The following is a 14,849-nucleotide window of genomic DNA, read 5'->3' on the forward strand; positions in this document are numbered from 1 at the left end:
GTCGGCCGCCCGTCCGCGCAGGGCAGGGGAGCGGCCGAGGATCTCCGCGGGGCGGAGTGATGAAAGGCCTGCGGGGTGTGTTGCTGTGCATGGACATTGTCCACGCACAGCAACACACCCCGAGGAGGTAACCGTTCTCCCGGCGAGCCGGGGGATCAGTCGAAGGGATCAGCCGAGGCGCTCACCCGTGGTCGCGGAGAACACGTGCGAGTGGCCGGCCTGGATGGAGACGGCGATGACGTCGCCCTTGTCCGGCACGGACCGCGGGTCGATGCGCACGATGAGCTGGTTGGTCTCACCGGCGGTGAGGTTCAGGTCCGTGTCGCCCTTGAGCGTGCCGTAGACGAACGCGTCCGAGCCGAGCTCCTCGACGAGGTTGACCTCGACGTCGAACGAGCCGGGCGTGCCGACCGGGACGACGTCGAGCGCCTCGGGCCGGAAGCCCAGGGTCACCTTGCCGCTGTCGGCGTCCGTCATGCCGCTCGCGATGGAACGCTCGAGCGGGACGTCGGCCGAACCGACCTTGACGACGCCCTCCTTGACATCGAACGTGCCGATGTTCATGGCGGGGGAGCCGATGAAGCCGGCGACGAACACGTTGTTCGGCCGGTCGTACATCTCGCGCGGCGTGCCGACCTGCTGGAGCACACCGTGGTTCAGCACGGCGATGCGGTCACCCATGGTGAGCGCCTCGGTCTGGTCGTGGGTCACGTAGACCGTGGTGACGCCCAGGCGACGCTGCAGCGACGCGATCTGCGTACGGGTCTGGACACGGAGCTTGGCGTCAAGGTTCGACAGCGGCTCGTCCATGAGGAACACCTGGGGCTGACGCACGATGGCACGGCCCATGGCGACACGCTGACGCTGACCACCCGAGAGGGCCTTCGGCTTGCGGTCGAGGTACTCGGTGAGGTCGAGGATCTTCGCTGCTTCCTCGACGCGCTGGCGGATCTCCGCCTTGGGCGTGCCCGCGATCTTCAGGGCGAAGCCCATGTTGTCCGCCACCGACATGTGGGGGTACAGGGCATAGTTCTGGAAGACCATCGCGATGTCGCGGTCCTTGGGCTGCACGTCGGTGACGTCGCGGTCACCGATGAAGATGTGCCCACCGTTGACGTCCTCGAGGCCGGCGAGCATGCGCAGCGACGTGGACTTACCGCAGCCGGACGGGCCGACGAGGACGAGGAACTCGCCGTCCTCGATCTCCAGGTTCAGCTGGTCGACGGCCGGGCGCTCAGTGCCCGGGTAGACGCGAGTCGCGTGATCGAAAGTGACCGTAGCCATGACTAGTACATCCCTCCACCGGCAGGTACGTGCCGGACGATCCGTTGTGGTCGGGTGCCGTTGCTTCCACTCACGTGTCGGCGGTGACACTGTTGCAGCGCGATCGTACCCCGGTTCGTCAAGGCCGCGGTATCGACCAGGTCACGATCGGGTCAGCCCTCGCCTGCCTGACGCCTGAGCCTGCGGTTCGCTTCCGGCTCAGTCGTTGCTCCGCAGGGTGCGGGCGAGCCCGGCGAGGACCGCGGCCAGCGCGTCCGGGTCGGGCACGCGGTGGGAGGCGAGGGTGTCGCCCGTGCCCACCTTGATCGACAGGTCGCCGGACTCGAGAGCGCCGAAGGCGTGCTCGTCCGTCGTGTCGTCGCCGGCGTACAGGACGCGTACCTTCTCCACGCCCAGCTCGGCCGCGACGGTGCCCCGCAGCCGGCGCAGCGCCTCACCCTTGCTGGTCGGCACCACCGACACCTCGACGACGTCCTTGCCGTGCATGGCCGGCAGCCCCAGGTTGGCGGCCACCTCGTCGGCGGCCACCGTGATGGCGGCGGCGTCGTCCACACTCGCCAGGCGGGTGTGCACGACGGCGGCGGCGGGCTTGACCTGCACCCATGCCCCCTCGCGGCCCGAGACCGCCGACTCGAACCCCGCGACGAGCGCGTCGAGCTGGCCGGACTGGACGGTGGTCAGGTGAAACGGCACCTGCTCGACGCCCGTGGTGGTGGCTCGCCCGGCCTCCGCGCCGTGGCTGCCGACGAGGAACGTGCCGTCGGGGGCGACGGTCCGCTCCGCGAGGTCGGACAGGTCCCGCCCGGAGATGAACGCGAGGCGCACCGGCGCCTCCTGTGCGAGCGCGTGCAGCTGCTCGACGGCAGCGCGTGCGGCGCGCGTCATGGTGGACGACTTCGGGTCGTCGACCAGGGGCGCGAGCGTCCCGTCGAAGTCGCACGCGAGCAGCCAGCCGGTGGTCGGCTTCTTGCGCCGTCCGTTCCCGTTGCCCATGCGGGCGAGCCGGCCGCGTGCGGGCACCCCGTCCGGCACCGTGGTGAACGCCGTCAGTGCGTCACGGAGATTGTGGTGGCGGGGTTCCGCGGCGCGCGGGTCCACGGTGAGCGGCCGGGAGGGCACGGCTGTGAGCACCCCGAGGAAGGTCTCCGACCACTTGGCGACGTCGTCGGCCAGGACCTTGCGGCGCAGGCGCCGCATGCGGCGGCGCTGCTCCTTGGGGTCCATGGTCGCGGCGGCGACGATGATGTCCTTCATGCCGTCGATGTCGTGCGGGTTGACCAGCAGGGGTCCGGGGGAGAGCTCGTCGGCTGCGCCGGTGAACTCGCTCAGCACCAGCGCGCCGCGCTCGTCGGAGCGTGCGGCGATGTACTCCTTGGCCACCAGGTTCATGCCGTCCCGCAGCGAGGTCACCAGCAGCACGTCGGCCGCCAGGTAGAGGGCTGCCATCTCCTCCGGGGGGTACGAGTGGTGCAGGTAGTGGATGGCGGAGTGGCCCAGCTCGCCGTACTCGCCGTTGATCCGACCGACGAGTACCTCGACGTGCTCACGGAGCTCCTGGTACGCACCGACGTTCTCACGGCTCGGGCTCGCCACCTGCACGAGGGTGGCGTGCTCGACGTCGAGCCGGCCGTCGTCGAGCAGCTCGCCGTACGCCTTGATGCGGTGCCGGATGCCCTTGGTGTAGTCGAGCCGGTCGACCCCCAGCATCAGGGTCTCCGGGTTGCCCAGGTCCGCCTTGATCTCCTTGGCCCGGGCCTGCACCTCGGGCGTGCGGGCGAGGGTGTCGAACCGGTGGGAGTCGATGGAGATGGGGAACGACGAAGCGCGGACGTGCCGGCCGGGGCGCCCGTCGGCGTCGGGGATCGTGATGACCGGGCCGCGTGTGGTGTAGCCCGTCAGGCGGCGCGCGGACCGGACGAAGTTCGCGGCGTCACCGTTGCGCTGGAAGCCGACGAGGTCCGCCCCGAGCAGGCCGTCGATGATCTGCCGGCGCCACGGGAGCTGCGCGAACAGCTCGACGGGCGGGAACGGGATGTGGTCGAAGAACCCGATGCGGAGGTCGGGGCGCAGGTCGCGCAGCATGCGCGGGACGAGCTGGAGCTGGTAGTCGTGCACCCAGACGACGCCACCCTCGGCGGCCTGCTCGGCAGCGGCGTCGGCGAAGCGCTGGTTGACCCGGCGGTACGCGTCCCACCACTGGCGGTGGTAGTCGGGCGGCGCGATGACGTCGTGGTAGAGCGGCCAGAGGGTCGCGTTCGAGAAGCCCTCGTAGTAGCGCTCGATCTCGATCGCATTGAGCGTGACCGGCACCAGCAGCATGCCGTCCGCCTCGAACGGCTCGTGGGCCAGGTCGGGAGCGCCCGACCAGCCCACCCAGGCGCCGTCGGCCTCCTGCATCACCGGCTCCAGTGCCGTGACCAGGCCGCCAGGGGACCTCTGCCAGGTGAGATCGCCCTCGGGGCCGACCGAGAAGTCAACCGGCAGCCGGTTCGCGACGACGACCAGATCGTACCCGTCTTTACCCGGCAATGTACTGCTCCTTGGTTGTAGAAGAGTCTCGCTGTCCAGTGCCAAGAGTAGCGGCGCCTCTTGCCTGCTCAGGGTAACGACCAGGCAGTTCACTCGCCGGTCGCGCGCGGGAGATAGGCGGGCGTCGCCAGCGCGCGACGGCTACCGTGTGCCTCATGAAGGAGGTGGAAGCCTCGACAGCGCCCTCGAACGATGCCGGCCCTGCTGCCGGCTCGAAGCTCGGCGGGTACACGGTCGTGCGCGAGATCGGTGCCGGCGCCATGGGCGCCGTCTACCGCGCGGAGGACGACGGTGGGCACCCCGTCGCGCTCAAGATGCTGCACCGCCACCTCGACGACCCGTCCGCCCGCGAGCGGCTGCGCCGCGAGGCGGCAGCGCTGCAGGGCCTGCGGCACCCCGCGGTGGCCCGGGTGCTCGACGCCGAGCTCGAAGGGCCCGAGGCGTTCATCGTCACCGAGCTCGTCGAGGGGCCGACGCTCGAGGAGGAGATCGACGAGCGCGGTCCCCTGGACCCCCGTGACCTCTTCGAGCTGGCCGACCAGCTCGCCGACGCGCTCGAGGCGGTGCACGGCACCGGCGTCGTGCACCGGGACCTCACGCCGTCGAACGTGCTCATCGCCAGGACCGGGCCGGTGCTGATCGACTTCGGCCTCGCCCAGGGTCCGGGCGACGCGCGCGCCACCCGCACCGGGTTCGTCATGGGCACCCCCGGCTACCTCGCCCCCGAGCTGCTCGACGGCGCCGAGCCCGGCCCGGACACCGACTGGTGGTCCTGGGCCGCCGTGCTCGCGTTCTCCGGCACCGGCCGCGCGCCGTTCGGCGTCCGGCCCACCGAGCTGGTGCTGCGGCGCTCGCGGCAGGGCCAGGCCGACCTCGACGGTCTGCCGAAGCGCACGGCCCGGGCACTAGGCGCCGCGCTACGGGCCGTGCCCGTCGAGAGATGGGGGCCGGACGAGGTCGCGCGGGCGCTCAAGGCCGAGTCGGAGGCGTTCATCGCCGCGACGACGGGCACCGACGGCGTCGCCGGGTCGACGACGGCGGAGCTCGCCTCCGCCGACGCATCCGACGCCCCGACCGCCTCGATGCCGGCCGACCTCGGCTCGACGCGGGTCATGCCACAGGGCCTCCTGCCGCACCCGGTGTCCGAGGCGGCGGGCGGAGCCGGCGTCGGCGCCGCGGCGGGAGCCGCCGCCGTCGCGGAGGCGTCGCGCCCCGGCCTCCTCGGTGGCGTGACAGACCTGGCCGTCTCGCCCGTCGCGCCCCGAGGCCGATCGGTCACCGGTCGGGCGGTCGGCGCGGTACACCCCGCTCCGCAGTCCGTCGATCCGGCCTTCGCCCTGGACCGGCCGAACCCCGCGCACGTCGCCGGCTACCGGGGGCTGTTCCTGGCCGCGGCCCTGGCGCTCGTGGCGCTCGCCACCACCCGGCCGGGGATCGCCGTCGTCGTGCTCGTGGCCCTCATGATCGTCTCGCGGCTGGCGGGTATCGCCGTCGACGAGTTCCGCAACCGCCGTGCGCGGCGCGGCCCCAGCCGGGCCGACGCGCTCGTGGCGACCCTCCTGTCGCCCTGGCACCTCGTGCGCGCCGTGTTCGGCGTGCTGCCCGCCGCCGCGGTCGCCCTCTGCGCCGGGGTCGTCGTGGCACTGCTCGGGCTCATCGTGTTCGCGCCGGGCAACGTGATCATCGCGCCCGTCCCGACCGTCGAGGCGCGGTCGGTGGGTGGCATGAACGAGCCCATCGTCGACAGCCTCGTGCTCGGCGTGGCGATGCTCGTGACGGTGGTCGTCGCGTGGTTCGGGCCGGCGTCGTACGGGACACGGGTCGGGGCCGGGCCGGTGCTGCGCCGGATCGCTCCCGGCTGGGTCGCGAAGCTCGTCCTCGTCCTGGTCGTGCTGGCGCTCGGGGTGCTCGCCGCGCAGCCGTTGTTCGACGGCGTGGCGGACGTGCTGTGGTGGCCCTTGGGAGACCGCCCCGACGTCGTGTGGTGATCCACAGGTTGGGTGTCTGGATCGTAACGAAACGTCCAGCCGTCTCCCAGTGAGCGCTAGTAGTCTTGACTGGGCGCCAGCGGCGCCTCGCCCCATTGGCCCGCATCTCGAAGGACCCCGATGTCGACGAACCAGACCAAGGCGCAGCGTCGAGACGCCGCCCGTGCCGAGGCCCTTGCACTCCAGAAGAAGCAGCAGGCGCGCGAGAAGCGCAGCCGCCTGATCGTGCTGAGCGCGCTCGGACTCGGACTCGCCGTCCTGGTCGTGGCCGTGGTGCTGATCTTCCTCGAGGGGCAGAAGACGCCCATGGAGAAGGTCGACAACATCCCGGCCGGAGTGGTCCAGGACACCGGGATCCCGGTGGGTGCCGAAGGCACCGCGGGCACCACGAACGAGGGCGCGAAGACGCTCGACGTGTACGTGGACTACATGTGCCCTGTCTGCGGTCAGTTCGAGGCGCTGAACGGCGCGAGCATCGCCGAGATGCGCGAGGCCGGTGACCTCACGCTCGTGGTGCACCCGGTCTCGATCCTGGACCGCGCGTCGCAGGGCACCGAGTACTCGACACGTGCCGCGGCGGCCGCGGCATGGGTCGCCGACCGGGCGCCGGAGCAGTTCTCCGCGTTCCACGACGCGATGTTCGCGAGCCAGCCGGAGGAGCAGACCCCGGGTCTCTCCGACGAGCAGATCGCCCAGGTCGCCGAGCAGGCCGGCGTGCCGGCCGACGTGGCCGCGGGCATCTCCGACGGTACGGCGCACGAGACCTACGAGGAGTGGGTCTCGGCCTCCTCGGAGGTCGCGGGCGACGACCCGGACCTCCGGAACGCTCAGGGCGGCTTCGGGACGCCGACCGTGGTGATCGACGGTGAGCGGTTCGAGACCTGGCAGAACCCCGGCGCGCTGACCGAGGCGATCACCGGTGAGGCGCCTGCTTCGGAGGAGCCGTCCGCGGAGCCCTCTGCGGAGCCGTCCGAGTAATTCGGCAGCTCAGTAGTCCACAGGTTGTGGACGGCGGGGTCCCGGGCTACGGCCCGGGGCCCCGCCGTGCAGCCGCCGTCCGACGCTCTGCTTCTGCTCTTCCCGCATCCCGGAGGGTCCTTCATGTCGACGAACACGACCAAGGCGCAGCGTCGTGACGCCGCGCGCGCCGAGGCGCTGGCGCTCCAGAAGAAGCAGCAGGCCGGTGAGAAGCGCAGTCGCATGATCGTGCTCGGGGTGCTCGGGCTCGCCGTCGTCGGCCTGGTGATCGCGGTCGTGCTGATCATCTCCGGAGGGCAGAGGACGCCCATGGAGAAGGTCGAGAACTTCCCCGCCGGTGTGGTCGAGGACACGGGGATCCCGGTCGGGTCCGACGGCGCTGCGGGTACCACCAACGACGGCGCCCCGACACTGGACGTCTACGTGGACTACATGTGCTCCCACTGCGGCGAGTTCGAGGCACTGAACGGTGCCGACATCGCGGAGCTGCGCGAGGCCGGAGATGTCACGCTGGTGGTGCACCCCGTATCGATCCTGAACCGGGCGTCCCAGGGCACCGAGTACTCGACGCGCGCGGCTTCGGCGGCTGCCTGGGTCGCGGACCGGGCGCCCGGCCAGTTCGCGGATTTCCACGAGGCGATGTTCGCGAGCCAGCCGGAGACGAACACCCCTGGTCTGTCCGACGACCAGATCGCTGAGGTCGCCGAGCAGGCAGGTGTACCGGCGGACGTGGCGGCAGGCATCACCGACGGTGAGGCGGTCGAGACCTTCGGGGAATGGGTCGGGGCGGCGACGGAAGCGGCGGGCACCGACGAGTCGCTCACCACGGACGGCCAGCTCAGCACGCCCACCGTCCTGATCGACGGCGAACGGTTCGGTGGCTGGGTCGATCCGGGTGCGCTGGCCGCGGCGATCACCGGCGAGGTGCCTACCTCGGAATGACCTTCTCCGCTGACTCGGATTTCGGTGCCCGGAGCGGTTAGGCTGGTCCCCGCCCGCCGCCTTAGCTCAGCTGGTAGAGCTCCCGCCTTGTAAGCGGAAGGTCGTCGGTTCGAACCCGACAGGCGGCTCCAGAAGGCCCGGAATCCCAAGGATTCCGGGCCTCCCCGCCTTCTCGTCCGGTGTTGACCCGGCGGAAACCCGCCGATCTGCTCTGGTCATGGCCCCAGGAGCGCGAGAGGGACGACGGCGACGCCGTCCCGGCGGCGGTAGGCGTACTCGCCGGCGTAGACGACGAGCGCGTCGATCAGGTCGTCTCCGATCCGGTCACGAAGCCAGTGGATGTGCTTGACGTCGACGTCCTCGACCCGGTCTGCCAGCTTGACCTCGATGGCCAGCACTCGACCGTCGGGCCGCACGACCACCAGGTCCACCTCATGATTGCCGTTCCGTGTGCGCAGATGGTGGAGGCGGGCCTCCGCGGCCTCGGCGTAGGTATGGATGCTGAGTGCGGCCAGGTGCTCGAACAGTGCGCCGAGGATCGTGCCTTCTGTGAGCCGGGTACTGCCCTGTTCCGCACGTAGTAGTGCGGGGGCGTCGAGCCCCAGGAGCCGTGCTGCCAGTGCGGGATCGGCAAGCTGGTGCTTTGGCAGCTGTGCCAGGCGGTCAAGGTGGTTGTGACTCGGGATCCATGGCGGAACGGCGTCGAGCAGCCACAGTGACGAGAGGGCATCGCGGTAGGCGATGGTGGTTTCCTTCGCCGGCTTGTTCGACAGGCCGGCCGTCGCCGCATCCAGGATCTTCGAGTAGGTGGTCGTCGACGATGTGGCTGCGGCATAGGCGGCAAGCCAGGCGCGGAGGACCTCCGGCTTCCGCACGGGGTAGCCCTGCTCCGGGAACTCGCGCTGGACGACGTTCTGGAGGTAGGCGTCCAGCTCGACCCGGCGTACTCGTCCTTCCAGGGAGCGGATCGCAGGGAATCCCGAGGCGACTATCTCTTCGACGTATCCGCCCAGCCGGAAGGTCGTTGTTCCTGCGACGTCCTGGTTCCCGCCGAGCAGTGCGGCGAGGCTGATGGTCTGGGTCTCGATGTCCCGTTCAGCGAGGCTCAGGGGACGCATGCGCATCGGCACGATCCGTCCTGCGCCGGAGTGGATCGTGGACCCTCGCGGAGCTGAGCTGCCGGCGAGGATGAAGTGGCCAGGGCCGGATCCCGCGTCAACCGCCCGTCGAACGTCGTCCCAGACCTCAGGCAGCCGTTGCCACTCGTCGACGAGTACCGGACCGGGGAGGCTCGTCAAGAGGGTCGAATCAGCGGTGATGAGCTCGCGCTGCTGCGGGAGACTGAGATCGACGACCGATGCTGCACGCTGCAAGGCGGTTGCTGTCTTGCCGACGCCTTTCGGGCCGTGGATCGACAGCGCCCTGAGGTGCGGCTGAAGTTCGTCGAGAACGGCATCGATGATGCGACGCTGGTAGTCCACCATCATTCCAGTCTACCGTTAGCACGAGTTCTACTCTACCGATAGCACGGTATCTGCTCTACCATGAGCACGCTGGGCCGGTGTCAGGCGCCAGGACCGGCAATCGCCCGCACCAGGTGCTCCGCGACCGCGCGGCGTTGCGCCTCGGGCAGGTCCCGGTAGGCCAGCGCCTCGAACATCCACAGCCCGTCGGCGGCGAGCCTGGTGACGAGCCGGGCCATGGACGCGGCGTCGGTCCCGTCGTCGGCTGGGACGGGCGCCCAGCGCTCCAGGACACCGCTCCACGGCGCGGCCCACGCGGGGTGCGTGGCGGCCTCGAGCATGAGCTGCAGCTCGGCGCGGGTCGCGGACCGGGCGTTCACGCGGATGTAGGCGGACAGCCGCTCGTCGGCGGTGAGCTCGTCGAGGGGCTTGCCGGCGTCGGCCAGGAGGGAGGCCTCCCACCGGTCGGCGAGATGCTGGTGGATGGCCGCCAGCAGCTCTTCGCGCGACCGGAAGTGGTACATGATCCCGCCGCGCGTCAGCTCCGCCTCGGCTGCCACGGAGTCGAAGGTGACGGCGGTGACACCCTCGCGCTGGATGACGCGGACGGCGGCGTCGAGGATGCGGTCGCGGTTGCTCGGTCGCACGGGGCCTCCGTGGGGGCGTGTCTCGATCGGGGTGGTGTCAGTGGCCGGAGCCGTAGGCGGAGGACGCTGACCCGGGACCGTAGGCACGGAGCAGCACGGTCGTGACGATAGCGCCGACCGCGAGGACCCCGGCACACACCACCATGACGGCCGAGTAGCTGTTGCCGAACGCGGTGAACGCGGCGTCGAGGACCTCGGGCCCGCTCCCGGGTGCGGTCAGGGCGTCGGTCAGGGACCGGCTCGCCTCGGCGGGGGCGCCGTCGGGCAGGCGGACGGTCAGCGTGTAGACCGTGGTCAGCAGCGAACCGAGCAGCGCCACCGCCGCGAGGCTGCCGAACTCGTACGAGACCTCCTCCACGGACGAGGCCATGCCCGCCCGGCGGGCGGGTACGTTCCCGATGATCGCGGTCGAGGCCACGGACATCGCCGCTCCCAGCCCCAGGCCCGTGACGAACAGGCCGCCGAGGAGCCAGCCCATCCCGTGCTGGACGCCGACGAGGGTCCAGGCCACGCCGACGGCGCCCACACCAAGGCCGCCGCCGATCAGGACCCGCAGGCCCACGACGTGCAGGAAGGCGCCGCCCAGGATCGACGACGGCAGGGAACCGATCGCGACGGCGGCCACCAGCAGCCCCGACTCGAGAGGGGTGAAGCCCACCACGAGCTGGAACCGCTGGGTGGTCGCCAGCTGCAGGCCGCCCATCGCGAACATGGCGAACGCCGCGGCCAGCACGCCGGAGGCGAAGGCCGCGTTGCGAAAGATCGACAGGTCCAGCAGCGGGAACGGCAGACGGCGCTGCCGCCGGACGAAGAACCACCACCCGAGGATGGTCGCGAGGGCCGCGCTGAGCAGAACGGTTCCGGAGCGGTCGATCTTGACGACCTCCTTGATCAGCACCACGAGCCCGACCAGCGTGATCAGTGCTTGCACCGAGGAGACGAAGTCCCACCTGGTGCCGGGGTGCGGCTCGTTCTCCGGTGCGACGGCGACCCCGACGATCAGGGCGAGGAGGACCACCGGCACGTTGACCAGGAAGATCGAGCCCCACGCGAAGTGCTCCAGCAGCGCGCCGCCGACGATCGGTCCGAGCGCACCGCCGACCACCGAGAGACTGCCCCACACGCTGATCGCGATGTTGCGCTCGCGCTCGTTGACGAAGGCCACCCGGATCAGGGCCAGCGTGGCCGGCATCATCGCCGCGGCGCCGACGGCCAGCAGGCCGCGCGCGGCGATCAGTACCTCCGGCGTCGGCGCCGTGGCCGCCATCAAGGAGGCGAGCCCGAACACGACCAGGCCGCTCAGGAACATCAGCCGGTGGCCGAACCGGTCACCCAGGGTCCCGGTGCCCAGCAGGAGACCGGTCATCACCAGCGGGTACGCGTTGATGATCCAGAGGCTCTCGGTCCAGCTCGCGTCGAGCTCACGGGTGAGGGTCGGCAGCGCCGTGTACAGGATCGAGTTGTCCAGGGTGATCAGCAGCAGGCCGGTGCCGACGGTCACCAGGAGCGTCCAGCGTCGGCGAGGGCTGAGCGGCGTCGTGCGTGCACCCAGGGTCGGGCTCATCGTCATGGCAGCAACTGTACTATCTAGAATGTTAAGTTACCTGCCGAGCGGGGCGACCTGGAACGGCGGAGGCTCTCCGGTGCGTGCACCGGAGAGCCTCTGAGATTCACCCGCCGAAGTTTACGGCCGGACGTGCGATCACGCGCGCGGCCAGGGCTGCGGCGTCGGCCACTTCGCGGTCCTTCCGTCGCCGCTGGAGGTACCCGTCAGGCGGCGCTTGACCCACGGCCCGACGTGCTGGCGCATCCAGGCCGCGTTGGCTCGCGCCGTCTCGCGGAAGGCCGCCGACGGGGCGGCGTCGAGCGGGGCGTCGTAGGCTGCGTCGTCCGGCTCGAGGCCGAGTGCGACCAGTGCCGCGTTCGCCACCCGCTGGTGCCCCTCGGGGGTGAGATGGATGCGGTCGTCGGACCAGAGGCGGAGGTCGCCCAGCGACCGCATGCCCCACAGGTCCAGGACGTGTGCCCCGTGCCGGTTGGCGATGGTCCAGAGGTTCGCGTTGAAGGCGCCCACCCGGCCGTTGGTCCAGCTCAGGGCCGCGCCGGCCTTGAACCCGGTGCCCATCAGGACGTCGGCGCCGGTGGCCCGGAGCGCGACGACGGCGTCCTCCAGCGCGGCAGAGATCGCGTCGATGTCGGCCGAGGCGCGCAGGATGTCGTTGCCGCCCCCCACCAGCGAGACGAGGTCCGGCTGGGCCTCGATGGTGACGTCCAGCTGCTCGGCGATGATCGGGCGCAGCTTGCGGCCGCGGATCGCGAGGTTCGCGTACTCGAGCGGCAGCTGTCCGGCCGCGATGCGGCGGGTCGAGAGCACTGCCGCGAGGTTGTCGGCCCAGCCGCGCTGGATGTCAGGGGCGTCGGGGTACGGGTCCCACAGGCCCTCCGAGAAGGAGTCGCCCATGGCGATGTACCGCTCCCAGCGGACGGGGGCGGCTGCGGGGAGGTCGGGGGTGTGGCCTTCCGGGTCTGGGGTCGTCGTGGCGCTCACAGGGCTCATTCTCGCGCGTGCTGGGTGGGACTCGCTGGTTCGGACGTGTGACGGGCAGCACAAACTGGCAGTGTCGGAGGGTGCCGGTAACCTCCTGGACGTGGAGACCACCGTGAACCCGACGCCCCCTGTCGACGCTGCCGCCGCCTCGGGCCCGCCTCCGTTGTCGCAGGTCGTCGCACCCGACTGGGCCGAAGCGCTGGCGGACGTCGAGCCACGCATCCACGCCATGGGCGACTTCCTGCGTTCGGAGGTCGCCGCGGGGCGCACGTACGTTCCCGCGGGGGAGAACGTGCTCGCCGCGTTCAAGCGGCCGCTCGCGGACGTGCGCGTGCTCATCGTGGGCCAGGACCCCTATCCGACGCCGGGGCACGCCATGGGCCTGTCCTTCTCCGTCCAGCCGGACGTGCGGCCCGTCCCGCGCTCGCTGGCCAACATCTACAAGGAGCTGCAGGACGACCTCGGTGCCCCGCTCCCGTCGAACGGTGACCTGCGGCCGTGGGCCGACCAGGGGGTCATGTTGCTCAACAGGACGCTCACCTGCCGACCCGGCTCGTCCGACTCGCACGCGGGCAAGGGCTGGGAGGAGGTCACGGAGGCGGCGATCCGCGCGCTGGTGGCCCGGGGCGGTCCGCTCGTGGCGATCCTGTGGGGCGCGAAGGCGCGCAACCTGAAGCCCTGGCTCGGCACGGTGCCGGTCGTCGAGAGCGCGCACCCCTCGCCGCTGTCGGCCCGCAACGGTTTCTTCGGCTCGAAGCCGTTCTCGCGCGCCAACGCGCTGCTCGAGCAGCAGGGTGCGCAGCCGGTCGACTGGCGCCTCCCGTAACGCCGGGGCGCCGGTCTATGGCGTCCGCGAGGCAGGGCCAGCGTGTTGACTGTGTGAAAGGGCAAGGGTGAATAACAACCAGGCAATCCGGGCATACGGCGAACCGGTCGGCAAGGTGCTGGTCTCGGACACCGAGAGCCCCGCCGTTGAGCGGACCGAGAGCGGTCTTTCTGACCGCGATCGGGAGATTCTCGCGTTCGAACGCCGTTGGTGGAAGTACGCGGGCGCCAAAGAGGAGGCGGCACGGGAACTCTTCGATCTGACAGCCACGCGTTATTACCAGGTGCTGAACGCGCTGATCGACACTCCTGCCGCCCTCGAGCACGACCCGATGCTGGTCAAGCGCCTGCGTAGGGTCCGATCGACCCGCCAGCGGGCACGCTCTGCACGACGGCTGGCGGATGAGAACCACTGACCGGGCACCGATCCGTCACAACGACCCGCTACTCTCTCTGCCGTGACGAAGAGTGGCTACCCCTACCCGCCCGACGAGTTCGACGTCGCTGTCCCCGGGGGCGCACCCGTGGGTGTGCACCGTGCGCCGCGTAGCGGTTGGAGCTCGGCCTGGCCCTTCCTGCTGGTCGCCGTAGTGTGCGCCGCCGTGGCATGGGGCGGCATCACGCTGCTCTCCGGAGGTGACGACCCTGCAGAGGCGCAGGGTGGTGCGTCGCCGTCGGTCTCCGCGTCGGGGTCCGGTGCGCCGTCCGCCTCGCCCTCAGCTGATCCGTCGGGCCAGCCGTCCGCTGAGCCGTCTGCCAGCCCGAGCGCTCCGGCGGCGGACTATCCGGGTGATCCGGCCGCGGCTGACATGGCGGCCGCGATCGGCGTCTACAACGACTCGGGGCAAGCTGGCGTCGCCAACACGATCGCGACGAACCTGGCCAGTGCCGGATTCACCGGCACGATCAACCCGGGCAACGCCGGGGACGCCAACGCTCCGGCGGTCGACGCGTTCGCCGAGAACATCGTCCTGTACGGCCCGGGTCGAGCTGACACCGCATCGGCCGTCGCGGAGGCGCTCGGTATTCCTGCCGCGAACATGCAGGAGTCGGCCGAGGTCGGCGCGCATCCGACCGAGGCGGTCCAGGTCTTCATCGCGACTCCGCCCGCCGGCTGATCGAGCCCGGCCGCTGCTCGGGTGTCGTACGGCAGCCGGGCGGCGTCCGGGAGCGGACGGCAGCGTAGTCGTCGGCTTTAGGTCAACCTCTGGTCGACTCTCGGGCATGGACGGAGTGTGCGTGATATTCCGTCCAGCCTGTACCACTAGGTGGATATCCGCTTGTCCGCCCGGTGCCTCAAGCCTCTGACCTGCGCGTTCGCCATGCGCTTAATGCCACATACCGGGCATTGAGGCTTCCCTGGTGTGAGCCGGACCACTACGCTCGAACCACCACGGGTCGACCGAGTGTCCCGTGCAGAGGTACAAGGAGAACTACGCATGGCCCAGGGCACCGTCAAGTGGTTCAACGCCGAGAAGGGGTATGGCTTTATTACCCCCGACGCCGGCGGCCAGGACCTTTTCGTTCACTACAGTGCGATCCAGACCGACGGCTACCGGACTCTCGATGAGGGTCAGCCGGTCGAATACGAGGTGGGGCAGGGGCAGAAGGGTCCGCAGGCGGAGCAGGTTCGTCCAGCCTGACA

Annotated in this window: 13 protein-coding genes and 1 tRNA gene; 8 read left to right on the top strand and 6 right to left on the bottom strand. The window is 70.6% G+C overall.

From position 1 onward, the window contains the following. Positions 1-168: 168 nt before the first annotated feature. Together LUU90_RS20295 and otsB are read right to left on the bottom strand one after the other, a co-directional pair. Positions 169-1,284 (bottom strand): ABC transporter ATP-binding protein, encoded by a 1,116-nt coding sequence (locus tag LUU90_RS20295; protein ID WP_275005693.1) that lies wholly within the window; start codon positions 1,282-1,284, stop codon positions 169-171. 198 nt (positions 1,285-1,482) lie between these two features. Continuing rightward, positions 1,483-3,813, bottom strand: a complete 2,331-nt coding sequence (gene otsB, locus LUU90_RS20300) for a trehalose-phosphatase (RefSeq protein ID WP_275005695.1) — start codon at positions 3,811-3,813, stop codon at positions 1,483-1,485. Between the two features lie 155 nt (positions 3,814-3,968). On the opposite strand from otsB, the gene LUU90_RS20305 reads away from it, so the two are divergent. The 4 genes from LUU90_RS20305 (at position 3,969) to LUU90_RS20320 (ending at position 7,852) form a co-directional block, all read left to right on the top strand. Next, positions 3,969-5,801, top strand: a complete 1,833-nt coding sequence (locus LUU90_RS20305) for a protein kinase domain-containing protein (protein WP_275005697.1) — start codon at positions 3,969-3,971, stop codon at positions 5,799-5,801. 120 nt (positions 5,802-5,921) lie between these two features. Further along, on the top strand, positions 5,922-6,779 hold the full coding sequence (locus LUU90_RS20310; protein WP_275005698.1) for a DsbA family protein: 858 nt from the start codon (positions 5,922-5,924) through the stop codon (positions 6,777-6,779). A 123-nt stretch (positions 6,780-6,902) separates the two neighbouring features. Beyond that, positions 6,903-7,721, top strand: a complete 819-nt coding sequence (locus LUU90_RS20315; RefSeq protein ID WP_275005699.1) for a DsbA family protein — start codon at positions 6,903-6,905, stop codon at positions 7,719-7,721. Between the two features lie 55 nt (positions 7,722-7,776). Next, a tRNA-Thr gene (locus tag LUU90_RS20320) sits at positions 7,777-7,852 on the top strand. Positions 7,853-7,936: 84 nt separating this feature from the next. Here LUU90_RS20320 and LUU90_RS20325 read toward each other — a convergent pair. The 4 genes from LUU90_RS20325 to LUU90_RS20340 form a co-directional block, all read right to left on the bottom strand. Further along, positions 7,937-9,208: an ATP-binding protein gene (locus tag LUU90_RS20325; protein ID WP_342470836.1), complete on the bottom strand. Its 1,272-nt coding sequence runs from the start codon at positions 9,206-9,208 to the stop codon at positions 7,937-7,939. Positions 9,209-9,285: 77 nt separating this feature from the next. Then, positions 9,286-9,831, bottom strand: a complete 546-nt coding sequence (locus LUU90_RS20330; protein ID WP_275005700.1) for a TetR/AcrR family transcriptional regulator — start codon at positions 9,829-9,831, stop codon at positions 9,286-9,288. Positions 9,832-9,868: 37 nt separating this feature from the next. Then, a complete protein-coding gene (locus LUU90_RS20335) occupies positions 9,869-11,401 on the bottom strand; it encodes an MFS transporter (RefSeq protein ID WP_425596273.1) in 1,533 nt (510 codons plus the stop codon). A gap of 132 nt (positions 11,402-11,533) precedes the next feature. Next, on the bottom strand, positions 11,534-12,388 hold the full coding sequence (locus tag LUU90_RS20340) for an SGNH/GDSL hydrolase family protein (RefSeq protein WP_425596274.1): 855 nt from the start codon (positions 12,386-12,388) through the stop codon (positions 11,534-11,536). A gap of 154 nt (positions 12,389-12,542) precedes the next feature. On the opposite strand from LUU90_RS20340, the gene LUU90_RS20345 reads away from it, so the two are divergent. From LUU90_RS20345 to LUU90_RS20360, 4 genes are all read left to right on the top strand, one after another. Further along, positions 12,543-13,205, top strand: a complete 663-nt coding sequence (locus LUU90_RS20345; RefSeq protein WP_275005826.1) for a uracil-DNA glycosylase — start codon at positions 12,543-12,545, stop codon at positions 13,203-13,205. A 115-nt stretch (positions 13,206-13,320) separates the two neighbouring features. Then, on the top strand, positions 13,321-13,620 hold the full coding sequence (locus LUU90_RS20350) for a DUF3263 domain-containing protein (RefSeq protein WP_275005827.1): 300 nt from the start codon (positions 13,321-13,323) through the stop codon (positions 13,618-13,620). A gap of 42 nt (positions 13,621-13,662) precedes the next feature. Next, on the top strand, positions 13,663-14,322 hold the full coding sequence (locus LUU90_RS20355; RefSeq protein ID WP_275005701.1) for a LytR C-terminal domain-containing protein: 660 nt from the start codon (positions 13,663-13,665) through the stop codon (positions 14,320-14,322). A 321-nt stretch (positions 14,323-14,643) separates the two neighbouring features. Further along, positions 14,644-14,847, top strand: a complete 204-nt coding sequence (locus tag LUU90_RS20360; RefSeq protein WP_274995013.1) for a cold-shock protein — start codon at positions 14,644-14,646, stop codon at positions 14,845-14,847. The last annotated feature ends 2 nt before the right edge of the window (positions 14,848-14,849 follow it).

Origin of the sequence: Promicromonospora iranensis (assembly GCF_028994775.1) — a bacterium.
In the GTDB taxonomy this organism is placed as follows: domain Bacteria; phylum Actinomycetota; class Actinomycetes; order Actinomycetales; family Cellulomonadaceae; genus Promicromonospora; species Promicromonospora iranensis_A.